24 protein-coding genes and 1 other RNA gene are annotated in these 22717 nt (G+C 75.0%); 23 read left to right on the forward strand and 2 right to left on the reverse strand.

Annotated features, from left to right (window positions below; translation table 11 throughout):
- The first annotated feature begins 56 nt into the window (after positions 1 to 56).
- From F1544_RS07360 to F1544_RS07440, 17 genes are all read left to right on the forward strand, one after another.
- Positions 57 to 980, forward strand: coding sequence for an ABC transporter ATP-binding protein (locus tag F1544_RS07360; protein ID WP_208971447.1), 924 nt, complete (start codon positions 57 to 59; stop codon positions 978 to 980).
- Positions 977 to 1768 (forward strand): ABC transporter permease, encoded by a 792-nt coding sequence (locus tag F1544_RS07365; RefSeq protein ID WP_208971448.1) that lies wholly within the window; start codon positions 977 to 979, stop codon positions 1766 to 1768. The genes F1544_RS07360 and F1544_RS07365 overlap by 4 nt, the downstream gene beginning before the upstream one ends.
- Before the next feature lie 90 nt (positions 1769 to 1858).
- On the forward strand, positions 1859 to 2557 hold the full coding sequence (locus F1544_RS07370; protein WP_308469928.1) for an SDR family NAD(P)-dependent oxidoreductase: 699 nt from the start codon (positions 1859 to 1861) through the stop codon (positions 2555 to 2557).
- An 83-nt stretch (positions 2558 to 2640) separates the two neighbouring features.
- Positions 2641 to 3753, forward strand: coding sequence for a peptide chain release factor 2 (gene prfB, locus F1544_RS07375; RefSeq protein WP_167583796.1), 1113 nt, complete (start codon positions 2641 to 2643; stop codon positions 3751 to 3753).
- A gap of 139 nt (positions 3754 to 3892) precedes the next feature.
- Positions 3893 to 4582 carry a cell division ATP-binding protein FtsE gene (gene ftsE / locus F1544_RS07380; RefSeq protein WP_167583798.1) on the forward strand — a complete coding sequence of 230 codons (690 nt, stop codon included), beginning with the start codon at positions 3893 to 3895 and terminating at the stop codon, positions 4580 to 4582.
- A 30-nt stretch (positions 4583 to 4612) separates the two neighbouring features.
- Positions 4613 to 5518, forward strand: a complete 906-nt coding sequence (ftsX, locus tag F1544_RS07385) for a permease-like cell division protein FtsX (RefSeq protein ID WP_167583799.1) — start codon at positions 4613 to 4615, stop codon at positions 5516 to 5518.
- A 103-nt stretch (positions 5519 to 5621) separates the two neighbouring features.
- Positions 5622 to 6098, forward strand: coding sequence for an SsrA-binding protein SmpB (gene smpB, locus F1544_RS07390; RefSeq protein WP_167583802.1), 477 nt, complete (start codon positions 5622 to 5624; stop codon positions 6096 to 6098).
- Between the two features lie 125 nt (positions 6099 to 6223).
- Positions 6224 to 6588, forward strand: a transfer-messenger RNA (tmRNA) gene (gene ssrA / locus F1544_RS07395).
- Between the two features lie 242 nt (positions 6589 to 6830).
- On the forward strand, positions 6831 to 7688 hold the full coding sequence (locus tag F1544_RS07400) for a GGDEF domain-containing protein (RefSeq protein WP_167583804.1): 858 nt from the start codon (positions 6831 to 6833) through the stop codon (positions 7686 to 7688).
- Between the two features lie 73 nt (positions 7689 to 7761).
- Positions 7762 to 8874 (forward strand): NADH:flavin oxidoreductase/NADH oxidase, encoded by a 1113-nt coding sequence (locus F1544_RS07405; RefSeq protein WP_167583806.1) that lies wholly within the window; start codon positions 7762 to 7764, stop codon positions 8872 to 8874.
- A 130-nt stretch (positions 8875 to 9004) separates the two neighbouring features.
- On the forward strand, positions 9005 to 9589 hold the full coding sequence (locus tag F1544_RS07410; protein WP_167583808.1) for a YqgE/AlgH family protein: 585 nt from the start codon (positions 9005 to 9007) through the stop codon (positions 9587 to 9589).
- Between the two features lie 15 nt (positions 9590 to 9604).
- The gene (locus tag F1544_RS07415) at positions 9605 to 9940 is read left to right on the forward strand and encodes a DUF3039 domain-containing protein (RefSeq protein WP_167583810.1); all 336 of its coding nucleotides are present in this window, start codon (positions 9605 to 9607) and stop codon (positions 9938 to 9940) included.
- On the forward strand, positions 9940 to 11367 hold the full coding sequence (locus F1544_RS07420) for an MFS transporter (protein ID WP_167583812.1): 1428 nt from the start codon (positions 9940 to 9942) through the stop codon (positions 11365 to 11367). The genes F1544_RS07415 and F1544_RS07420 overlap by 1 nt, the downstream gene beginning before the upstream one ends.
- Positions 11368 to 11444: 77 nt before the next feature.
- Positions 11445 to 13211: a DEAD/DEAH box helicase gene (locus F1544_RS07425; RefSeq protein ID WP_167583931.1), complete on the forward strand. Its 1767-nt coding sequence runs from the start codon at positions 11445 to 11447 to the stop codon at positions 13209 to 13211.
- A 69-nt stretch (positions 13212 to 13280) separates the two neighbouring features.
- On the forward strand, positions 13281 to 13739 hold the full coding sequence (locus F1544_RS07430; RefSeq protein ID WP_167583814.1) for an SRPBCC family protein: 459 nt from the start codon (positions 13281 to 13283) through the stop codon (positions 13737 to 13739).
- Positions 13740 to 13872: 133 nt separating this feature from the next.
- On the forward strand, positions 13873 to 14328 hold the full coding sequence (locus tag F1544_RS07435) for a tellurite resistance TerB family protein (RefSeq protein WP_308469930.1): 456 nt from the start codon (positions 13873 to 13875) through the stop codon (positions 14326 to 14328).
- Between the two features lie 58 nt (positions 14329 to 14386).
- A complete protein-coding gene (locus tag F1544_RS07440; RefSeq protein WP_167583816.1) occupies positions 14387 to 15196 on the forward strand; it encodes an RDD family protein in 810 nt (269 codons plus the stop codon).
- 14 nt (positions 15197 to 15210) lie between these two features.
- Here F1544_RS07440 and F1544_RS07445 read toward each other — a convergent pair whose 3' ends face one another.
- On the reverse strand, positions 15211 to 15810 hold the full coding sequence (locus F1544_RS07445; RefSeq protein WP_167583817.1) for a nicotinamidase: 600 nt from the start codon (positions 15808 to 15810) through the stop codon (positions 15211 to 15213).
- Positions 15807 to 17093 carry a nicotinate phosphoribosyltransferase gene (locus F1544_RS07450; protein WP_167583935.1) on the reverse strand — a complete coding sequence of 429 codons (1287 nt, stop codon included), beginning with the start codon at positions 17091 to 17093 and terminating at the stop codon, positions 15807 to 15809. The genes F1544_RS07445 and F1544_RS07450 overlap by 4 nt, the downstream gene beginning before the upstream one ends.
- Before the next feature lie 133 nt (positions 17094 to 17226).
- Between F1544_RS07450 and clpS the strand changes: the two genes are divergently transcribed.
- The 6 genes from clpS to F1544_RS25295 all read left to right on the forward strand — a co-directional run bounded on the left by clpS (position 17227) and on the right by F1544_RS25295 (position 22530).
- A complete protein-coding gene (gene clpS / locus F1544_RS24115) occupies positions 17227 to 17529 on the forward strand; it encodes an ATP-dependent Clp protease adapter ClpS (RefSeq protein WP_308469932.1) in 303 nt (100 codons plus the stop codon).
- Positions 17530 to 17535: 6 nt separating this feature from the next.
- Positions 17536 to 18102 (forward strand): DUF2017 domain-containing protein, encoded by a 567-nt coding sequence (locus tag F1544_RS07460; protein WP_167583821.1) that lies wholly within the window; start codon positions 17536 to 17538, stop codon positions 18100 to 18102.
- A 46-nt stretch (positions 18103 to 18148) separates the two neighbouring features.
- Positions 18149 to 18970 (forward strand): glutamate racemase, encoded by an 822-nt coding sequence (murI, locus tag F1544_RS07465; RefSeq protein WP_308469933.1) that lies wholly within the window; start codon positions 18149 to 18151, stop codon positions 18968 to 18970.
- A 532-nt stretch (positions 18971 to 19502) separates the two neighbouring features.
- Positions 19503 to 20273, forward strand: coding sequence for a ribonuclease PH (gene rph / locus F1544_RS07470; protein ID WP_167583823.1), 771 nt, complete (start codon positions 19503 to 19505; stop codon positions 20271 to 20273).
- The gene (rdgB, locus tag F1544_RS07475) at positions 20270 to 20959 is read left to right on the forward strand and encodes an RdgB/HAM1 family non-canonical purine NTP pyrophosphatase (protein WP_167583825.1); all 690 of its coding nucleotides are present in this window, start codon (positions 20270 to 20272) and stop codon (positions 20957 to 20959) included. Before rph ends, rdgB begins: the two co-directional genes overlap by 4 nt.
- Entirely contained in the window at positions 20956 to 22530 is a 1575-nt protein-coding gene (locus F1544_RS25295; protein ID WP_167583827.1) for a molybdopterin-dependent oxidoreductase, read from the forward strand. Before rdgB ends, F1544_RS25295 begins: the two co-directional genes overlap by 4 nt.
- Positions 22531 to 22717: the final 187 nt, after the last annotated feature.

Genomic DNA, 22717 nt, shown 5'->3' on the forward strand with positions numbered 1-22717 from the left:
TAGGTTCGGCCTCCCACCGGGCCGCGGCCCGGCCGCCCGGACGCCAGGAGGACCCCGTGGCCCCGTCCCCCGTCGTCGAGGTGGACGACGCGACGCGCACCTTCGGCACCGTGACGGCCCTGGACCACGTCAGCCTCCGCGTCGGCCGCGGTGAGGCCGTCGGCGTGCTCGGGCCCAACGGGGCGGGCAAGTCGACGCTGCTGAGCCTGCTCGCGGGCCTGCGCACCCCGACCAGCGGCAGCGTCCGCGTCGTCGGCGGCAACCCCCGCTCACCCGCCGTGCGCGCACGGCTCGGCTGCACGCCGCAGTCCACGGGCCTGCCCGGGACGCTCACGGTCGCGGAGGTCGTCGACTTCGTCGGCGGGCACCACCGCGACCCCGTGCCCCGGGCCAAGCTGCTGGAGCGCTTCGACCTCGCCGACCTCGCCCGCAAGCAGTGCGGTGGCCTGTCCGGCGGCCAGCAGCGGCGGGTGTGCGTGGCGCTGGCCTTCGTCGGGCGCCCCGAGCTCGTGCTGCTCGACGAGCCCACCACGGGTCTCGACGTCACCGCGCGCCTCGCGCTCTGGGACGCCGTGCGGGGCTTCGTCGACGGCGGCGGGACGCTCCTGCTGACCAGCCACTACCTCGAGGAGGTCGAGGCGCTCGCGCAGCGCGTCGTCGTCGTCGACCACGGCCGGGTCGTCGCGGAGGGGACCGTGCCGGAGATCCGCGGGCGCACGAGCCTGCGGCGCGTCCGCTTCGCCGCCGGTCCCGCCCCGGCGCTCGCCACCGCGGCCGGGGTGTCGGAGGTGCTCGCCGACGGGGGCCACGGGCGGTGGGAGGTCCTGGCCGGCGACGCCGACGCCTTCGTCCGGGAGCTCGTCGGCAGCGGCCTGGACTTCCGCGACCTCGAGGTCGCGGGCGCCACGCTGGAGGAGGCGTTCGTGGCTCTGACACAGAGCGAGACGGGCACCGCCCCCGCGGCGGGGCGGCCGGCGTGAGCGCGCCGACGTCCGCCCGGCCGGCGCCCGCGCTCGTCTCCGGCCTGCGGATGACCCTGCTGCACACGCGCTTCCAGGTGCTGGAGAACCTGCGGGTGCCGGTGGCGATCGTCGGCTCGGCCGCGTTCCCCGCCCTGACCATGCTCGTCTTCATCGTCCCGCAGGCGGCCGTCGCGCAGGACGCCGCCGCGGCGACGAGCGCCGTCGCCCAGCTCTGCGTGTTCTCCGCGATGAGCGTGTCCCTGTTCACCCACGGCGCGGGCATCGCCGAGGAGCGGGCGCTGCCGTGGGACACGCACCTGCGCACGCTGCCCGTGCCGTCGGGCCCGCGCTTCCTCGCGCGCGTGCTGACGGGGGCGTTCTTCTGCGTCCTCGGCGTCGTCCCGCTGCTGGTGCTCGCGGCCCTGCTCACCGAGGCGACGACGACCCCGGCGCGGTTCCTGGCCGGCGTCGCGGCGCTGGTCCTGGCGGGCGTCCCGCTGCTCGCGCTGGGCCTGGCCATCGGCTACTCGCTGCCCAGCAAGGCGGCGCTCGCCGTGGCGCAGGTGCTGCTGCTCCCGCTGGCCTTCGCCGGCGGGCTGTTCCTGCCGCCGGAGGTCATGCCCGGGTGGCTGCGGGCGATCTCGACGCTGACGCCGACCCGCGCGGGCCGCGACCTCGTCGTCGGTGCCGCCACCGGGGGCGACGTCCCCGGCACGGCGCTGCCCGTCCTGGTGGGCTGGACCGTCGTGCTGGCCGCCCTCGCCGTCCTGGCCCAGCGCCGCGACGAGGGCCGCCGCTTCCGCTGAGCGGGGTCACCAGCCCGAGGGACGGGGGGCGTGACGCACGACTCGCCGCCACCGCGTGCGCCGCGATCTTGACCGTGCGAGCGTCGGGACGTGACGAACCTCGACGGCGCGGCCCTGCTGGTGACCGGTGCGAGCGGCGGCCTCGGGGCCCCGCTCGCGCGACTGCTCGCCGACGCCGGGGCCCGGCTGGTCCTCTCCGCCCGCGACGCCGACCGCCTGGGCGCCTCCGCCCCCGAGGGCGCGCACGTGGTCCCCGCCGACCTCCGCCTGCCGGGCGCCCCCGACGACCTCGTCGCGGCCGCGGTGGGGCACCTCGGCCGCCTCGACGGGGTCGTGCACGCCGCGGGCGTCGTCGCCTTCGGCCCGGCCACCGACGCCGACGACGACCTGCTCGACGAGGTCTTCCTCGCCAACGCCCTCGGCCCACTGCGGCTGCTGCGCGCGGCCGTCCCGCACCTGCGCTCGGCCGCGAGCGAGCGCCCCGGTGCCTTCGCGGCCCTGCTCTCCGCGGTCGTCGCGGAGAAGCCGACCGCGGGCATGGCCGCCTACTCCGCCTCCAAGGCGGCCCTGACGGCCTTCGACGCGGCGCTCGCCAAGGAGCTGCGCCGCGACGGCGTCCGCATCCTCGACGTCCGCCCGCCGCACACCGAGACCGGCCTGGCGAACCGGCCCGTCGCGGGCAGCGCGCCCAAGCTGGCCGAGGGCCTCGCCCCGCAGGCCGTCGCCGAGCGCATCGTGCGGGCGATCGTCGAGGACGAGCGCGACCTCCCGGCGTCCGCCTTCGCCTGAGCGCCGCCCCACCACGCCGTCGCCCGGGCACCCGCTGAGCTGACGGAGGGGCGCTCGGCGCGGGCGGCGTAAGCTCGACCGTCGTGGCCACCGACTTCCCCGCCGAGATCTCCGCCCTGCGAACGACGTACGCCTCCATCCGCGAGGTGTCCGACCTCCCGCAGCTGCGGTCGGAGCTCAGCGACCTCAACGCGCAGGCCGCCGCGCCCGAGCTGTGGGACGACCCGGAGCACGCCCAGACCGTGACCAGCCGCCTGTCGGCGCTGCAGGCCGAGCTGGACCGCATCCAGAACATGGGCTCCCGCATCGACGACCTCGAGGTGCTCGTCGAGCTCGCCGAGTCCGAGGACGACGAGGACACCCGGCAGGAGACCGAGCGCGAGCTGGAGGCCGTGCGCAAGCAGCTCGGTGAGCTGGAGGTCCGCACGCTGCTCTCCGGCGAGTACGACCCGCGCGAGGCGATCGTGACCATCCGCTCCGAGGCCGGGGGCGTCGACGCCGCCGACTTCGCCGAGATGCTCATGCGGATGTACCTGCGCTGGGCCGAGCGCCGCGGCTACAAGAGCGAGGTCTACGACACCTCCTACGCGGAGGAGGCGGGCATCAAGTCCGCGACCTTCAAGGTGGCCGCGCCCTACGCCTACGGCACCCTGAGCGTCGAGCAGGGCACCCACCGCCTCGTGCGCATCTCGCCCTTCGACAACCAGGGCCGCCGCCAGACGTCCTTCGCCGGCGTCGAGGTGCTGCCGGTGGTGGCCGAGACCGACCACGTCGACATCCCCGAGAACGACATCCGCGTCGACGTCTACCGCTCCTCGGGCCCCGGTGGTCAGTCCGTCAACACGACCGACTCCGCCGTGCGCCTCACGCACCTGCCCACGGGCATCGTCGTGACCTGCCAGAACGAGAAGTCGCAGCTGCAGAACAAGGCGGCCGCGATGCGCGTCCTGCAGGCCAAGCTGCTGGAGAAGGCCCGCAAGGACCGCCAGGCCGAGCTCGACGCGCTCAAGGGCGACGACTCGGGCTCGTGGGGCAACCAGATGCGCTCCTACGTCCTGCACCCCTACCAGATGGTCAAGGACCTGCGGACGAACTACGAGGTCGGCGCCACCTCCGCGGTCTTCGACGGGGACATCGACGCCTTCCTCGAGTCGGGCATCCGCTGGCGCAAGCTGGGCGAGCGCGCCGAGCACTGAGCCGCGGCCGGCGGGCGCACGACTCACCCGTCCGGCGTCGGCGATGACGCTCGGTCGCGGCCCGTACAGTGGGCGTCAGGTCAGGCAGCTGTTCCCGCACGCCCGCACGCCCCGTCCCCGAGACTGACCGCCCCCACGAGTGATCACCTTCGAGCACGTCAGCAAGGCCTACGGCGAGGGGCACCGCCCCGCGCTCGCCGAGGTGACCCTCCAGATCGACAAGGGGGAGTTCGTCTTCCTCGTCGGCCCGTCCGGGTCCGGGAAGTCCACCTTCCTGCGGCTGGTGCTCAAGGAGGAGAGGTCGACCGGCGGCACCGTCCAGGTCGCCGGCCGCGACGTCGGGCGGCTGCGCAGCTGGAAGGTCCCGGCGCTGCGCCGCCAGATCGGCGTGGTCTTCCAGGACTTCCGCCTGCTGCACGACAAGACGGTCTACGAGAACGTCGCCTTCGCCCTGCAGGTCCTCGGCAAGCCGCGCCACGTCGTGGCCCAGACGGTCCCCGAGGTCCTCGGCCTGGTCGGGCTCGAGGGCAAGGAGAAGCGGCGCCCGCACGAGCTGTCCGGGGGTGAGCAGCAGCGCGTGGCCATCGCGCGCGCCTTCGTCAACCGGCCCGCCCTGCTGCTCGCGGACGAGCCGACCGGGAACCTCGACCCCACCACGAGCGTCGGGATCATGAAGCTGCTGGACCGCATCAACCGGACGGGGACGACGATCGTCATGGCCACCCACGACGACGACATGGTCGACCAGATGCGCAAGCGCGTCGTGGAACTCCGGGACGGCCGCGTGGTCCGCGACGAGGACCGCGGCGTCTACGGCTCGAACCGCTGAGGCAGCGGTACCAGGCAGAGAGGGAGACTCGTGCGCCTCGGCTTCGTCCTGAGCGAGATGTTCACCGGGTTGCGCCGCAACCTGTCCATGACCGTGTCCGTCGTCCTGGTGACGATGGTGTCGCTGTTCTTCTTCGGGGCCGGACTGCTGGTGCAGCAGCAGGTCTCGATCCTCAAGGGTGACTGGTACGACCGCGTCCAGGTGTCCGTGTTCCTGTGCGGTTCCGAGAGCACGGCGGAGAACTGCCCCGGCGGGGCCGTCACCGGCGCGCAGCGCGACGCGATCCGCCAGCAGCTGACGGACTCCCCGCTCGTGGACCAGGTGTTCTACGAGTCGCAGGCCGAGGCCTTCGCGAACTTCCTGGACACCTACGACCCGTCGTTCACCGCGAACGTGACGCAGGACCAGCTCCCGGAGTCCTTCCGCGTCCGGCTCACCGACCCCGAGCGCTACGAGGAGATCCGCGACCAGGTGGTCGGCGTGCCGGGGGTCGAGGACGTCCCCGACGACCGCAAGATCCTCGGGCCGCTGTTCTCCGCGCTCGACGCCGCGACCGTCGTCGCCCTCGGCCTCGCCGCGCTGATGCTCGTCTGCACCGTCCTGCTCGTGTCGACCACGATCCGCCTCACCGCCTTCAGCCGGCGGCGGGAGACGAGCATCATGCGGCTCGTCGGGGCGTCCCGGCTGCTCATCCAGCTGCCGTTCGTCCTCGAGGGCGTGGTCGCCACGCTGCTGGGCGCCGCGCTGGCGTCGGGGGCCCTGTGGTCGCTCGTCGAGTACGGCCTGGGCCGCCTGGCCGACCGCCCCGGCTTCACGACAAAGCTCGTGGGCACCCCCGAGGTGCTCACCCAGGCCATGCCGCTGATGTTCGGCGTGGGCTTCCTGCTCGCCGTCTTCGCCTCGCTCGTCAGCCTGCGGCGGTGGCTGCGCATCTGAGCGCCCGGGCCGCCGGCGCGTCCGCCCTGGGAGAACCGTGGTGCGGGCCCGGGCCGGCGGCTCCTAGAGTGGTGGGTCAGCCAGCCCCCGAGGAGTGATCGACGTGCCGCGCGAGACCGGTCGCAAGGTGATCGCCAGCAACCGCAAGGCGCGCCACGACTACCTGATCGAGGAGACCGTCGAGGCGGGCATCTCGCTGACGGGGACCGAGGTGAAGGCCCTGCGCATGGGCCGCGCCTCCCTCGTCGACGGCTTCGCCCAGATCGACCGCGGCGAGATGTACCTCGAGCACGTCCACATCCCCGAGTACGTCCAGGGGACCTGGACCAACCACGCCCCGCGCCGGCGCCGCAAGCTGCTCCTGCACCGCGCCGAGATCGACAAGTGGGCCGGCAAGATGCGCGAGTCCGGCCACACGATCGTGCCGCTGTCGCTGTACTTCGACAACGGCCGCGTGAAGGTCGAGATCGCCCTGGCCAAGGGCAAGAAGAACTACGACAAGCGCCAGGCCCTGCGCGAGCGGCAGGACAAGCGCGAGGCCGACCGCGTCATGTCGGCGGTCAAGCGCCAGGAGCGCTGATCGGGTGGTCCGGGGCGGTGCCCCGGGCCTCCGGCGGCCGCCGGGAACACGGGAGCCGTCCGGCCCGTTGAGCTGTACGCTGGGTCACGGCCGCCACCACGGGGCCGGTAGTCACAACTCAACACGGGGATGACAGGTTTCGACGTCGGTCGTCGAGCCAGGGGAAGCGGGTCGAGGACGCACGGTTATCTCGATAACGATCCGTGCAAACCAATAGGTGCCGATTCCAAGCGCACCGACTTCGCCCTCGCTGCCTGAGCGAGTGTGAGTCCGTCAGCCCGGGTGCGCCTCCGCCCCGGGTACTGGCGTCAGCTAGGAGGCTCACCTCTCACCGAGGTCGCGTAGGTGAGAGGGACAACCAACGCGGCTGGGCCCGGCGACGGCATGTCTGCGTGACCGTCGGGGCCGAGTAGACCAGTAGCAGACTGCACCCGGAGAAGCCCTGGTCAAGCGCTGGCGGACGCGGGTTCGATTCCCGCCATCTCCACACCCGTCGAGGCGGTGTCCCGCGAGGGACACCGCCTCGACGTGCGTCCGGGCCCTGCTCGCCGGCGCTCGCGTCCCCGTGGTCCGGCCGGATGACCGACGCTGAGCCACCCGCAGTTGCGCTGTGTCGCAAGCGTTCCCCCGAACCGGTGCGATCACCGGCGTGGCTCCTTGCCTTCCGCTCCCCGCACGTACCGTCGAAAGCCGATCGCCCGACCAGGGCGGCCACCGACGGAAGGGGACAGCGTGCAGGACGCCGACTACCGGCGCCTCGTCGAGGAGTCACCCCTCGCCACCCTCGTCGTCCAGGACGCGCGGGTCGTGTGGGCCAACCCCGCCGCGCAGCGCCTGCTCGGCGCCGACGAGCCGCTGGACGGCGAGGAGCTGTCGCGCTTCGTCCACCCCGAGGACCGCGCCGACGTGCTCGGCGTCCTGTCCGCCGAGGCCGTGGCCGACCCCTCGCTGGAGCGGGTGCCCCACGAGTGGCGGCTGGTCACCGGCCGCGACGAGGGGGTGACGGTCGAGGTCCTGCTGGCGCCCGTGGTGCACGCCGGTCAGCGCGGCATGCACGTCGTCTGCTGGGACGTCTCGCTGCACGTGGCCCGCCAGCGCGACCTCGCGCACCGCGCCACGCACGACCGCCTCACCGGGCTGCCGAACCGGTCCCTGCTGGAGGACCGCTGGCACCAGGCGCGCTCGAGGGCGCGCCGCACGGGCCTCGCGCCTCTCGTGCTCTTCTGCGACGTCGACGACCTCAAGCAGGTCAACGACCGCTACGGGCACGTCGTGGGTGACGCCGCCCTCGTCGAGATCGCCGGCCGCCTGCGCCACGCGGCTCGCGGGGAGGACACGGTCGCCCGCTTCGGCGGCGACGAGTTCGTCCTGCTCGTGGAGAGCCCCGCGGACGTGGAGCCCGACGTCCTCGCCGGCCGGCTGCGCGACGCGCTCACCGACGTCGAGGTTCCGCTCGGCGAGGGCCGGGAGCCGCTGCTGATGCGCTGCAGCGTGGGCCACGTCGTCGACGACCTGACGCGCAGCACCGCGGAGGTCCTCGCGGTCGCCGACGCGCGCATGTACGACCAGAAGCGCCGCAACCGGTCCTGACGCCCGCTGGGTTGCGGCGCAACGCCTCAGCCCGCCCGGGCGCCGGGCCGCGGCACGTCGTACGGTCGGCCGGGTGAGCCGACTCTTCCAGCCCCTGACCATCCGCGGCACCACCTTCGCGCACCGCACGTGGGTCTCGCCGATGTGCCAGTACTCCTGCGACCCCGTGGGTGCGCCGGGCGTGCCGAACGACTGGCACCTCGTGCACCTGGGCTCCTTCGCCACCGGCGGGGCCGCGCTCGTGCTGACCGAGGCCGCCGCGGTCACCCCCGCCGGTCGCATCTCGCCGCAGGACGCGGGCCTGTGGAACGACGAGCAGACGCAGGCGTGGCGGCGCATCGTCGACTTCCTGCACGGCCAGGGCGCGGCCGCGGGCGTGCAGCTCGCGCACGCCGGGCGCAAGGCGTCCACCCACCGCCCCTGGGACGAGGAGCAGGGCAGCGTCCCGGTGGAGCAGGGCGGCTGGGAGACCGTGGGCCCGAGCGCCGTCGCCTTCGGCGGCTACGCCACCCCCCGGGAGCTGGACGAGGCCGGCATCGCGGGCGTCGTGCAGGCCTTCGCGGACGCGGCCGTGCGCGCCGACGCCGCGGGCTTCGACGTCGTCGAGGTCCACGCGGCCCACGGCTACCTGCTGCACCAGTTCCTCTCGCCGCTGTCGAACCGGCGCACCGACGGCTACGGCGGCGACCTCGCCGGGCGCAGCCGCCTGCTGCTCGAGGTGGTCGACGCCGTGCGGGCCGTGTGGCCGCAGGAGAAGCCGGTCTTCGTGCGCCTGTCCACCACGGACTGGGTCGAGGGCGGCTGGGACGTCGACTCCTCCGTCGAGCTCTCCCGCGAGCTCGCCGCCCACGGCGTCGACCTCGTCGACGCCTCCAGCGGCGGCAACAGCCCGGACGCGAAGATCCCCGTGGGACCGGGCTACCAGGTCCCGCCGGCGGGCCGGATCAAGCGTGAGACGGGCGTCCTCGTCGGGGCCGTCGGCATGATCCTGGAGCCCGCGCAGGCCGAGCAGCTGCTCGTCTCGGGTGACGCCGACGTCGTCTTCCTGGCCCGCGCCCTGCTCGCCGACCCCCGCTGGGTGCAGCGCGCGGCGGTCGCCCTGCACGAGCGCGGGACGCTCGCCTGGCCGCCGCAGTACGTGCGCGGGACCCGCGACGACGTGCCGCTCGTGACCCCGCGGACCTGAGGCGGGAGCGGGGCGTGGTGCGCGGGGGCACGGCCCGCGGCGTGCGCCATGATGGGCCCATGGTGCGCGTGGGGCCGCAGGCCCGGCAGCGGAGACGGCCGCAGCGGAGGCGGCCGCAGCGGAGGTCGTCGTGACCCCGCTGCCCCCGGCCGCCCTCACCGGGCGGCTGCTGCTCGCCACGCCCGCGCTGAGCGACCCGAACTTCCACCGCGCCGTCGTCCTCGTGCTCAACCACGACGACGACGGCGCCCTGGGCGTCGTGGTGAACCGCCCGCTGGACGTGGACGTCGACGTCGTCCTGCCCGGCTGGCAGCCCTTCGCCACCGCCCCGGGCAAGCTGTTCCAGGGCGGCCCGGTGGCGCTGGACTCCGCGCTCGGCCTCGTCGCCGTGCCGGGGGACCGGCCCGACCCGCTGGGCGTGCGCCGGGTGTTCGGCTCGGTCGGGCTCGGCTCCGTCGGCCTCGTGGACCTCGACACCCCGCCCGAGGCGGTCGTCGCGGAGCTGTCCGGGCTGCGGATCTTCGCGGGCTACGCGGGGTGGGGCGCGTCCCAGCTGGAGGCCGAGATCGCCGAGGGCAGCTGGTTCGTGCTGCCGGCCGAGGCGCGCGACGCCTTCTCCGACACCCCGGGCGAGCTGTGGTCGGAGGTGCTGCGCCGCCAGGGCGGCGACCTCGCCCTCGTGGCCAGCTTCCCCACCGACGTGTCGATGAACTGACCGTAGGATCGGGGCATGAGCACGCCCACCGACGACCCGTTCAGCCCTCAGCCGCTGCCGCAGGAATCGCCGTCGACGACGCCGTCGCGCACCGCGGTCCTCGACCGCGAGGAGGCGGCCGAGGAGAAGGTCGAGCCGGGCGACCACGAGCGGTTCGCGCACTACGTCCAGAAGAACAAGATCACCGAGTCGGCCGTGACCGGCACCCCCGTGATCGCCCTCTGCGGCAAGGTCTGGGTGCCGGGCCGCGACCCCAAGCGCTTCCCGGTCTGCCCGACCTGCAAGGAGATCTACGAGGGGCTGCAGCGCCCCGGCGGCGGCAAGGACGACGGCGGGGGCTCCGGCAGCTGATGACCGTCCCCGCACCCGCGGGGGAGGCCGGCCAGCCGCCCGGCCCGCTGTCGAGGCAGCACCGCCGGACCACGCTGTCCGTCGTCGCCTTCATCACCCTCGTCGCGTTCGAGAGCATGGCCGTCGCCACGGCCATGCCCGTCGCGGCGTCGGACCTGGGCGGCGTGCGGTCCTACGGCCTGGCCTTCTCCTCCTTCCTCACCGCGAGCCTGCTCGGCACGGTCGTCGCCGGCCCGTGGGGCGACGCCCGCGGCCCCCGCGCGCCGCTCGCGGCCGGCGCGGCCCTGTTCACCGCCGGGCAGCTCACGTGCGCCCTCGCGCCGACGTTCTCCCTGCTGCTGCTGGGCCGCCTGCTGGCCGGGGCGGGGGGCGGGCTCGTCGTCGTCGCCCTCTACGTCGTCGTGGGCGCGGCGTTCTCCGACGCGCTGCGGCCGAAGGTCTTCGGCTACATGTCGGCCGCGTGGGTCCTCCCGGCGATCGTCGGCCCCACCCTCGCCGGGTGGATGGCCGACGCCATCAGCTGGCGGTCGGTGTTCGGCGTCGTGGTGCCGCTCGGCGTCGCCGTCGCGGCCGTGATCCTGCCCCGCGTGCCCGCGAAGGGGACCGGCTCGTTCGAGGCGACCGCCCGCCGCCGCGTGCTGCGCGGCGCCCTGCTGGCCGTCGGCGCCGGGGCCCTGCAGGTGGGGGCGGAGAGCCTCAGCGACGGCGGGGCCTGGCCGGTCGTGCTCACGGTCGCCGGGGCGACGCTCGTCGTGGCCGCCCTGCCCGGGCTGCTGCCGCGGGGCACCCTGCGCGCGGCCCGCGGCCTGCCCAGCGTCATCGGCGTCCGCGGCCTCTACACCGCGGCCTTCTTCGGCACCGAGTCCTTCGTGCCGCTGTTCCTCGTCACCGAGCGCGGGCTCGCGCCCGCCGAGGCCGGGCTGGCGCTGACGGGCGGCGCGATCGGCTGGTTCGCGGGCACCTCCATCCAGACCCGCGACCTCACGCGGATGCCGCGGCACCTGCTGCTCGTCGCGGGCGGCGCCGTGATCGCCCTGGGCATCGGCGTGCTCGTCGCGGTCGTCCTGTCGGGGATCAGCGGCTGGTTCGTCCTCCTCGTGTGGCTCATCGCGGGCTGCGGGATGGGCATCGGCATGGCCACCACGAGCGTGCTGACGCTGCGGATGGCGCCGCCGGAGGAGCGCGGGCTCGCCTCCAGCGCCCTGCAGCTGTCGGACAACCTCGGCGGGGTGCTCGGCATCGCCGTCGTCGGCGCCGTCTTCGCCGCCCTGCACACCGGCGCCGGCGGGCAGGACGACCTCTTCGCGGGCATGTTCGCGGGCCTGCTCCTCGTCGCCGTGCTCGCCGCCGTCGTCGGCTCCCGGGGCCGCGCGCCGCGTCGCTCCGAGCCCGCCCCGGCCACGTCGGCTACGGTTCTCAGACCGTGAGCACCACCCGCACCGACCTGCCGTCCGGCACGTCCGGCCTCTTCGCCGGCGACGCCGGCACCGTCGGCGCACCCCCGCTGGACGCGCCCGGGGCCCCCGCGGCCCGGCCGCTGCGCGCGTGGCAGCGGAGCGCGCTGGAGCAGTACTTCGACCCCGAGCGCGACGACCGCGGCGACTTCCTCGTCACCGCGACGCCCGGCGCGGGCAAGACGACCTTCGCCCTCGCGCTGGCCCGCCGGCTGCTCGACAGCCGCCGCGTCGACCGCGTCGTCGTCGTCGCCCCCACCGACCACCTGCGCACCCAGTGGGCCGAGGCGGCCCACCGCGCGGGCATCCAGCTCGACCCGACCATGAGCAACGGCGTCGGGCCCGTGCGCGCCGACATGCAGGGCTACGTGACGACCTACGCCCAGGTCGCCGGGCACCCGATGCTGCACCGCGCGCGCTCCACCGCCAAGCGCTCGCTCGTCGTGCTCGACGAGGTCCACCACGCGGGCGACGGCCTGTCCTGGGGCGACGCCGTGCGCGAGGCCTTCGCCGACGCGCGCCGCCGGCTGTCGCTGTCCGGGACCCCGTTCCGAACCAAGGCCGACGAGCGGATCCCCTTCGTCAGCTACGTCGACGACGACGCCCCCGAGTCCGAGGGCGGGCTCACCAGCGTCGCCGACTTCTCCTACGGCTACCGCGAGGCGCTCGCGGACGGCGTGGTGCGCCCCGTCGTCTTCGCGGCCTACACGGGCACCTCGCGCTGGCGGAACTCCGCCGGCGAGGTCGTCGCGGCCTCCCTCACCGACGCCACGACGAAGTCCGTCGAGGCGCTGGCGTGGCGGACGGCGCTGGACCCGCGCGGGGACTGGGTGCCCCACGTCATCGCCGCGATGGACGAGCGCCTGACCCACCTGCGCGAGTGCGGGATGCCCGACGCGGGCGGCCTCGTGCTCGCCTCCGACCAGGACGACGCGCGCGCCTACGCGAAGATCGTGCAGCGGGTCACGGGGGAGAAGCCCGTGCTGATCCTCTCCGACGACCCGAAGGCGTCGAAGAAGATCGCCGACTTCGCCGCCGGCGACCAGCGCTTCGCGGTCTGCGTGCGGATGGTCTCCGAGGGCGTCGACGTCCCGCGCGCCGCCTGCCTGGCGTGGATGACGTCCTACCGGACCCCGCTGTTCTTCGCGCAGGCCGTCGGCCGCGTCGTGCGCTCGCGGGCCCGCGGGGAGTCCGCGACCGTCTTCCTGCCCGCCGTGCGCCCGCTGCTCGCGCTGGCCGCGGCCCTGGAGACCGACCGCAACCACGTCCTGGCCCCGCCGCCCTCGGGCGACGCGCTGCCCGACCCGGGGGAGCTGGACGCCCTGCCGCCGGCCGAGCGCGAGCCCGGCGGGCCCAGCGAGTACGAGGCGCTCGACGCGCAGGCCGAGTTCGCCCACGTCCTGCACGGCGGTCGCGCCGTCGTGGCCGGGGGTCCGGAACCCGTGAGCGCGGTCAGCGCCGACGAGGAGGACTACCTGGGCCTGCCGGGGCTGCTCTCGCCCGAGCAGACCGCCACGCTGCTGGCCCAGCGCGACGAGGCGATCCGCAAGCGCACCGCCACGACCCGCCCGCCCCGCGAGGACGAGGACCCCGTCGCCGAACCCGTCTCCGAGGGGCCCGACGAGGCGACCTGGCACACGGCGGCGCTCCTGCGCAAGGAGATCCACGGGCTCGTGGGCCGGGTGGCCGCCGGGCGCGCCATGCCGCACGCCTCCGTCTACGCCAAGGTCCGCGCGGCCGTCCCCGGCCCGCCGTCGGCGTCGGCGACGGTCGAGGTGCTGCGCGCGCGCCGCGACCACCTGCTCACCCTCGTCTGACGCGAAGGGCAGGTCGGGCCCGGCCCCGCTGCGCCGTCGCGGCGCGGGGCGCTCGGGTAGGTTCGCCACGTGCCCGAGATCGTCCAGCGGACCATGGTCCGCGCCCCCCTCGCCGACGTGTTCGACATGTCGCTGGACCTCGACGTGGAGCGGGTCGCGGGGCGCCGCTACCGGGTCCGCGCCGTCGAGGGCGCGGGCCGCACGACCGGCCGCATCGAGCTGGGGGAGCGCGTGCGCTGGCGGATGCGCCTGCTGGGCGCGGTCCCCGTCACCCACACGTCCGCGATCGTCGAGCTCGAGCACCCGCGGCGCTTCGTCGACGAGATGGCCGACGGGCTGTTCGCGCAGTTCCGCCACGAGCACTCCTTCGAGGCCGAGGGCCCAGGCATGACGATCATGACCGACCGGATGTCGTGGCGCAGCCCGCTGGGCCTGCTGGGCCGCGTCGCCGACGCGCTGTTCGTGCGCCGGACCCTGCGCCAGCTGCTGGCCGACCGGAACTCCGAGATCGTCCGCCGCTTCAGCTGAGGGCCACCGTCCGGCCGAGGTTCCCGCACGGCCCTGTCCCCGGGGGCCCCGGCGGAACCCCCGCCGCGCCGCACCCGTTGTCGGGGTACGCGACGGGGACCGTCTCCGGCGCCGTGGAAGGACGTGTTCCCCCGTGGGTTTTCTCGACAACCTCAAGCGCAAGGGCATGCCCGCCGTCGACCAGCTGAAGACGCGGGTCGGGCAGTTCAAGAGCAAGGACTTCGCCGAGGCGAGCATGGCCACGTGCGCGCTGATCGCCGCCGCCGACGGGCAGATCGACCCCTCCGAGCGGTCCAAGACCGCCGCGTTCATCGCCAGCAACGACGTGCTGTCGGCCTTCGACGCCGCGACGCTGCGCGACTCCTTCGACCGCTACTGCACCAAGCTCACGACGGACTACGACTTCGGCAAGATCGAGGCGCTGCAGGCGATCGGGAAGCTGCGCAGCAAGCCCGAGCAGGCGCGCGCGGTCGTCCAGGTGGGCGTCCTGGTGGGCGGCGCGGACGGCGACTTCGACGCGCACGAGGTCCGCGCGGTGCGCGAGGTCTGCCAGGCCGTCGGCCTGGACCCCACCGAGTTCGGCGTCTGATGGGGTGCGGCCGAGTCGGTGGCCGGCGGGGGTGCGTGACCTGGCACGCTGAGGTCCCATGAGCGCGCCCGCCGGCTGGTACCCCGACCCGACCGCCCCGCCCGGTGCGTCCACCTCACCCACCCCGCCGCTGCGCTGGTGGGACGGTGCGAACTGGACCGAGCACACCCACGGCGGCGCCGGCCCGACGTCGGGGGAGTGGCGCCAGCCGGGCTGGCAGCAGCCCGCCCCGTGGGGCCGGCAGGGCGGGGACGCCCCTGGGACCGCGGGGTACGGCTCCGCGGCGGGCGCGTACGCGGGCGGCTACGACGCCTCGCCGCGGGCGCGGCTGCTGGCCACCCCGGACGGGCAGCAGCTCGGCGGGCTGGGGCGGCGGCTGCTGGCCCGCATCGTCGACGCGCTGCTCATCCAGCTCGTGGTCGTCGTCGCCGCGTGGGGTCAGCTCCGGGTCGTGGCCGACGCCTTCCAGACCTACCTCGACCAGGTCGTCGTGGCCGCGCAGGCCGGGGCGACCACCGCCCCGCCGACCGACGCGGTGACCGGCCCGGGGGTCGTCTCCGCGCTGAACACGGTGTCGTTCGTGGCCATCGCCGTCAGCGCGGTCTACACGGTCCTCTTCCTGCGCTTCGTCGGCGCGACGCCCGGCAAGCTGCTGCTCGGGCTGCGGGTGCGCGGCTGGGACCGGCCCGGGCTGCCCGGCTGGGGCCAGGCGGTCCTGCGCTGGGTGACGCGCGACCTGGTCGCGAACGTGCCGGTCGCGGGCCAGGCCTACTGGTTCCTCGACTCGCTCTGGCCCCTGTGGGACACGCGGCGCCAGGCCCTGCACGACAAGCTCGGCCGGACCGTCGTGGTGCGCGCCCGGCGCTGACGGCGCCGGCCCCGCTACCCGACGACGGGTTCCCCGACCAGCGCCACCCCGGCGCCGCGCAGCTCCTCCAGCGCGGCGCCGGTCGTCTGCGCGGAGATGCCCGCGGTCAGGCCGAGCAGCACGGTCGTGGTGAAACCCTCCCGCGCGGCGTCCAGCGCGGTGGCCCGCACGCAGTGGTCGGTCGCGATGCCGACGACGTGGACCTCGTCGACGCCCCTGCCGCGCAACCAGTCCGCGAGGCCGGTGACGAACTCGCCGCCCTCGGCCGTGACCGTCGACGTGGTCCCCTCGAAACCCGAGTAGGCCGCGGTGTACTGGCCCTTGCGGAACACCGCCTCGATGCGCCGGGTGTCCAGGGCGTCGTGCAGCAGTGCCCCGTAGCTGCCCGCGCGGCAGTGCGGCGGCCACGAGTCGACGAAGTCCGGCGTCTCGGAGAAGTGCGCGCCGGGGTCGATGTGGAAGTCCTGCGTCGCCACGACGTGCTCGTAGGCGATGCCCTCGCGCGCGAGCAGCGCCGACGTCGCGGCCGCGACCTCGTCCCCACCGGCCACCCCGAGGGCTCCGCCGGGGCAGAAGTCGTTCTGGACGTCGACGACGACGAGGCAGCGGGTCACGAGGCTCCTGCGGAGGTGCGGGGGGCGGGCAGCACGGTCGTCGGGATCGCCGGCTCGCCGCGCGAGAGGGCCAGGGCGTCCCAGGGCAGGGTCACGAGCACGCGGCGCAGGTGCTCGCGGGCCTCCTCGAGGCCCGGCAGGCCGTCGACGACCTCCCCGTCGCGCACCAGCGGGACCTGCAGCGGGCGGTCGTTCGGCTCGACCGGCGGGGCGACGTCCGTCCCGACGACCTCCTCGGTGGCCGTGCCCGTGGCCCGGTGGCGGCGGACGGCGATCTTGCGCCCGCCCTGGGTGACCTTCGACGTCGAGCGCTTGGCGACGGGCCGCCCGTCGACCTCCACGAGCTTGTAGACCAGGCCCGCGGTGGGGGCGCCCGAGCCGGTGACCAGGGAGGTGCCGACGCCGTAGCCGTCGACGGGGGCCGCGGCCAGCGCGGCGAGGGCGAACTCGTCCAGGTCGCCCGAGACGACGATGCGCGTCGACGTCGCGCCGAGGGAGTCCAGCTGCTCGCGCGCCTGCACGGCCAGCACGGCCAGGTCGCCCGAGTCGATGCGCACGGCGCCCAGCCCGGGGCCGGCGACCTCGACGGCCGTCGCGATGCCCTGCGTGATGTCGTAGGTGTCCACCAGCAGCGTCGTCCCGGCGCCGAGGGAGGCCACCTGCGCGCGGAACGCCTCCTCCTCCGTGTCGTGCAGGAGCGTGAAGGCGTGCGCCGACGTGCCCGACGTCGGGATGCCGTAGCGCCGGCCGGCCTCGAGGTTCGACGTCGACGTGAAGCCCGCGAGGTAGGCGGCGCGCGCCGAGGCCACGGCGGCCTCCTCGTGGGTGCGCCGCGAGCCCATCTCGATGAGCGGGCGGTCGCGGGCGGCGGTCCTCATGCGCGTCGCGGCGGAGGCGATCGCGCAGTCGTGGTTCAGCACGGACAGGACGAGGGTCTCCAGGACGACCGCCTCGGCGAAGGTGCCGGTCACGGTCAGCATCGGGGAGCCGGGGAAGTAGACCTCGCCCTCCGCGTACCCGTCGACCGACCCGGTGAAGCGGTAGGCGGCCAGCCACGCGAGGGTCGCCTCGTCCACGACGCCCGTGGCGCGCAGCCGCCCCAGGACCTCCTCGTCGAAGCGGAACCGGCGCAGCGCCTCCAGGACGCGGCCCGTGCCGGCGACCACGCCGAAGCGGCGCCCGTCGGGCAGCCGGCGGCCGAACACCTCGAAGGTGCAGGAGCGGTCGGCGGCACCGCCGGCCAGCGCGGCCTGCAGCATCGTGAGCTCGTACATGTCCGTCATCAGCGCGGTGCTGGTCGTCACGGGCGCCACCCTAGGCGGACCGGCCCCGCCGGGCTCCCCGCGGTGGGCGCGTCTCGAGGTGGCCACGAGCACGGTGTGCTGGGTCCCGCCTGGGCGTCCCTACACTGGCGGGGTGCCGGCGATCCTCCTCACCGCTCCCGTGGAGCTGGAGCGTCCGGAGACCGACCTCGGGACGGACCTCTCGGCGCCCTGGGTGACCATCGTCTGGAACGACCCGGTCAACCTCATGTCCTACGTGACGTACGTGTTCCGCACCCACTTCGGCTACTCCGACGCCAAGGCCGAGGCGCTGATGATGGACGTGCACGCCAAGGGCCGCGCGGCCGTGTCCACGGGCAGCCGCGAGCAGATGGAGCGCGACGTCGAGGCGATGCACGAGTACGGCCTCTGGGCCACCCTGCAGAAGGACGACTAGCCGCCGATGGCCACGTTCCGCCGCTCCCGAGGGGGCGTGCTCTCCCTCGACCTGCAGCCCGTGGAGGCCGACGTCCTCGCCTCCCTGGCGCGCGAGGTCATCGAGCTGCTCGACGTCCCCGTCCGCACCCTGGACCCGCTGGCCGTCGAGCTCGGGCTCACCGACCTGGGCGACGCCGACGGCACGGTCGGCCCGACCGCGCCCCCGGAGGACGAGGTCCTGCGCCGGCTGCTCCCCGACGCCTACGCCGCCACCGAGGGCGAGGCCGCCTCGGAGTTCCGCCGGCTCACCGAGCGCAGCCTGCGCGAGCGCAAGGCCGTCGCGGCCCGCAAGATGCTCGACACCCTGGAGCCCGTGGCGGGGCAGGGCGGTCGCGTGCAGCTGGACCTGGCGGGCGCCCGGACGTGGCTGACGGCGCTGAACGACATCCGCCTGGCGCTGGGCACCCGGCTCGGCGTCAGCGAGGACCGCGACGCCGACGACCTCGCCGAGGACGACCCGAACCGCTACGCGTGGGCGGTCTACGACTTCACGACCCACCTGCAGGAGACGCTCGTCCGCTCGCTGGGGTGACGTCGCGGGGCGGTGCGGGGGCCTGTGCCGCCTAGGATCGGCTCCCGTGGACGCACCCATCGGCATCTTCGACTCCGGCGTGGGCGGGCTCACGGTGGCCCGGGCCGTGCTCGACCAGCTGCCGCACGAGGAGATCCACTACATCGGCGACACCGCGCACAGCCCCTACGGCCCCAAGCCGATCGCGGAGGTGCGCCGCTTCAGCCTCGACGTGCTGGACCGCCTGGTCGACTCGGGCGTGAAGATGCTCGTCATCGCCTGCAACTCCGCCTCGGCCGCGATGCTGCGCGACGCGCGCGAGCGCTACGACGTGCCCGTCGTGGAGGTCATCCAGCCCGCCGTGCGCCGCGCCGTGCGGGCCACCCGCAACGGCCGCGTCGGCGTCATCGGCACCCGCGCCACGATCAGCTCGCGGGCCTACGAGGACGCGTTCGCCGCCGCGCCGCACCTCGCGCTGACCACGGCCGCGTGCCCGCGCTTCGTCGAGTTCGTCGAGCGCGGGATCACCAGCGGCCCCGACCTGCTCAGCGCGGCCCGCGAGTACCTCGCGCCCGTGGTGGCTGCGGACGTCGACACGCTCGTCCTGGGCTGCACGCACTACCCGCTGCTCATGGCGGTCCTGCGCAGCGTCGTGGGCGACGACGTCACGCTCGTCTCCAGCGCGGAGGAGACGGCTTTCGACGTCTACCGGGGCCTGTCCGACCGCGGGCTGCTGCGCCCGGACGACCGGCCGGCGCCCCGGCACCGCTTCACCGCGACCGGGGACCCGACACCGTTCCGGCTGCTCGCGCAGCGGTTCCTCGGGCCGCAGGTCGTCTCCGTCGAGGAGACCGGCCCGGTCCCCCGCGTCGTGGTCGCAGCCCCGTGAGGTCCGGCACGACCCGCCGGGTGGTCGCCGGGCGGCGCCCGCCGGTGCTGCCCGTGCCCGCGTGCGCGTCGCCCGCCGCGACGAGCGACCAGGTGCTGGACGCGGCGACGGGCTGACTGCGGGAGCCGTCGCTGAACGTGACGACGAGGCGGGTCAGGCCGGGCAGCGGGCGGCCGAGCAGGCGGGGCCCGACGAGCACGACGCGCGCCACCTCGCGCACGCTGAGGCGGGCCAGGGGCAGGAGCGTGACGCGCAGCGGGCGCAGGACCACACCGTCGTGGTCGGCAGGACCGGTCGTCACCCGGTCCCCGGGGCGCAGGGCCCGGGTGGAGCGCTTCACCATGCGCCCATGGTGCCGCACCGACCGCACCGCGGAGGCGTCCTGCGCCAGATCCGCCGTGTCGCGGTGACCCGGTCCCGTCACACCAGCCCCACGCGTTCCTCGTTGCGACACAGCGTCATCACTCATCGTCCATCAGTGATGGACCCGGCGGCCCGGCCACCTCCCAGCGCCGGGTGAGACCCTGGAGCGGTGACGACGACGCCTCCTCCTCCCACCCGCGCCGACGGCCGTGCCGGCGACGAGCTGCGGCCCGTGCGCATCACCCGCGGCTGGCTCGACCACGCCGAGGGCAGCGTGCTCGTGGAGTTCGGCCGCACCCGCGTGCTGTGCGCCGCCTCCTTCACCGAGGGCGTGCCGCGCTGGCGCAAGGGCTCCGGGCAGGGCTGGGTGACGGCCGAGTACTCGATGCTCCCGCGCGCCACGAACACCCGCAGTGACCGCGAGTCGGTCAAGGGCAAGATCGGCGGGCGCACCCACGAGATCTCCCGGCTCATCGGCCGCAGCCTCCGCGCCGTCATCGACACGAAGGCCCTCGGCGAGAACACGGTCGTCCTGGACTGCGACGTCCTGCAGGCCGACGGGGGCACCCGCACCGCGGCCATCACCGGCGCCTACGTGGCCCTGGCCGACGCGGTCGCGTGGGCCAAGGGGCAGGGCCTGGTGAAGCAGGGGAAGCAGCCCCTCACGGGCACCGTGAGCGCCGTCAGCGTCGGCATCGTCGACGGCCGCCCCGTCCTCGACCTGCCCTACGTGGAGGACGTGCGCGCCGAGACGGACATGAACGTCGTCGTCACGGGCGACGGCCGCTTCGTGGAGGTCCAGGGCACCGCCGAGGGCGTCCCCTTCGACCGGGCCGAGCTCGACGTGCTGCTCGACCTGGCCGTGGGCGGCTGCTCGCAGCTCGCCCTCGCGCAGGCCGAGGCGCTGGCCACCGACCTGAGCGCGGGGCCCGCGCGATGAGCCCGCAGCCCTCGGACCTGCAGCGCCCGGACCCGCAGCGCCTGGTGCTGGCCACCCGCAACGCCCACAAGGTGGGCGAGCTGCGCGCGGTGCTCGCCCGCGAGGTCGAGGCCGGGCGGCTGGCGGAGGTCGAGGTCCTCGGCGTCGACGCCTTCGACGACGTCCCCGAGGTCGCCGAGACCGGCGTCACCTTCGCGGAGAACGCGCTGCTGAAGGCCCGGGCCGTCGCCGCCGCCACGGGCGTGCTCGCCGTCGCCGACGACTCCGGCATCGCCGTCGACGTGCTCGGCGGCGCACCCGGCATCTTCTCCGCGCGCTGGGCCGGGCGCCACGGCGACGACGCGGCCAACCTCGACCTGCTGCTCGCGCAGCTCGCCGACGTGCCCGCCGGGCACCGCGGCGGCGCCTTCGTGTGCGCGGCGGCGCTCGCGAGCCCGGGCGGCACGACCCACGTCGAGGTCGCGGAGCTGCGCGGCACGCTGCGCACCGCCCGCAGCGGGACCGGCGGCTTCGGCTACGACCCCGTCTTCGTCCCCGACGGCAGCGACCGGACCCTCGCCGAGCACACCGCGGAGGAGAAGAACGCGGTGAGCCACCGCGGGCGGGCCTTCCGCGCCCTCGTGCCCGCGCTCGTGCAGGCCCTCGGACCCATCCGCGGCGGCACCGGCTCCGAAACCTCCTCGTGAGCACCCAGCAGGACGTCACCGCCGCAGGCGGCCAGGAGGGGAGCGCGGGACGGCCCACGCCGTCCCGCGCCGGTCGCGGTTGGTTCGCGGGGGCGGGCGTCCTGTCGGCGGCGCTCACGCTCGGGGTGGGGCAGCTGACGGCGGGCATCGTCTCGCCGTCGGCGGCTCCTCTCGTCGTCGTGGGGGGCGCGGTCATCGACCGCGTGCCGCCGTGGCTCAAGGAGTTCGCGATCCGGTCGTTCGGCACGAACGACAAGCTGGTGCTGCTGCTGACCATGGGCGCGGTCATCGCCGTGCTCGCGGCCGTCGCCGGCGTCCTCGCGCGGCGCCGGCTCGGCGCCGGGCTGATCGTCGTCGGCGCCCTCGGGCTCGTGGGCGTCGCGGCCGCCGTGACGCGGCCGGACTCCTCGCCGCTCTCGCCCCTGCCGTCGGTGCTCGGCGCGGGTGCCGGGGCCTACGCGCTCACGGTGCTGACCCGCCGGCTGCTCCGCACGGGCCCGGGGGAGGGCCCCCAGCGCCGCGCGGTGCTCCTGGGCGCGGCCGCCGCCGTGGCGGGCGCCTCCGCCGGGGGCGGTCAGCTGCTGATCCGCACCCGCAGCGCGGAGGCGTCGCGCGACGCGATCGTCCTGCCCGCCCCGGCGGACCCCGCGCCGCCGCTGCCCGCGGGCATCGACCCCGGCCCCTCGGGGCTGACCCCGTACGCGACGCGCAGCGCCGACTTCTACCGGATCGACACGGCGCTCAGCGTGCCCGACGTCAAGGCCGAGGACTGGTCGCTGCGCATCCACGGGATGGTCGGCGAGGAGCTCACCCTCACCTTCGACGACCTGCTGGGGATGCCGCTGCGCGAGCGCTGGATCACCCTCACCTGCGTCAGCAACGAGGTCGGCGGCACCTACGTCGGCAACGCCCGCTGGCTCGGCTACCCGCTGAAGGACCTGCTGGAGCGCGTCGCGCCCGGCGCCGGCGCCGACATGGTCTACGCCACCAGCACCGACGGCTTCACCCTCTCCGCCCCGCTGGCCGACCTCACCGACGGCCGCGACGCCATGCTCGCGATCGGCATGAACGGCGAGCCGCTGCCGCGCGAGCACGGTTTCCCCGTCCGCATGGTCGTCCCCGGGCTCTACGGGTACGTCTCGGCCTGCAAGTGGGTCACGGACCTGGAGGTCACGACGTTCGCGTCGAAGACCGCGTACTGGACCGACCGGGGCTGGTCGGCGAAGGGCCCGATCAAGACGGCGTCGCGCATCGACGTGCCGCAGTCCTTCGCCACGGTCCGCGCCGGCCGCGTGCCCATCGCGGGCGTCGCGTGGGCGCAGCACCGCGGGGTCGAGAAGGTCGAGGTGAGCATCGACCGGGGGGAGTGGGCCCCCGCGAAGCTCGTCCCGTCGGTGTCCGAGGACACCTGGTGCCAGTGGGTCTACGACTGGGACGCCTCCGGGGCCGGCAGCCACACGATCCAGGTCCGCGCCACCGACGGCACCGGGCAGACGCAGACGCAGGACGTCGCCGCTCCCGTGCCCGACGGCGCCAGCGGCTGGGACTCCGTCACCGTCACCGTGCAGTAGCCGCACCACCGCAGCAGACGCAGGCCCGCCACCGGAGCTCCGGTGGCGGGCCTTCGTCGTCCCCGGGTTCCCGCGCCGGCACCAGGGCACCGCCGGGCGCCCTGGAGAACCCCTGCAGCCGGACGACGGCTGCCGCCCGGAGAACTCCCGCGTGCGGGGAAACTCCTGCCTGCGGGAGAACTCCGGG

This window comes from Kineococcus rubinsiae, assembly GCF_011839805.1.
Lineage (GTDB): Bacteria > Actinomycetota > Actinomycetes > Actinomycetales > Kineococcaceae > Kineococcus > Kineococcus rubinsiae.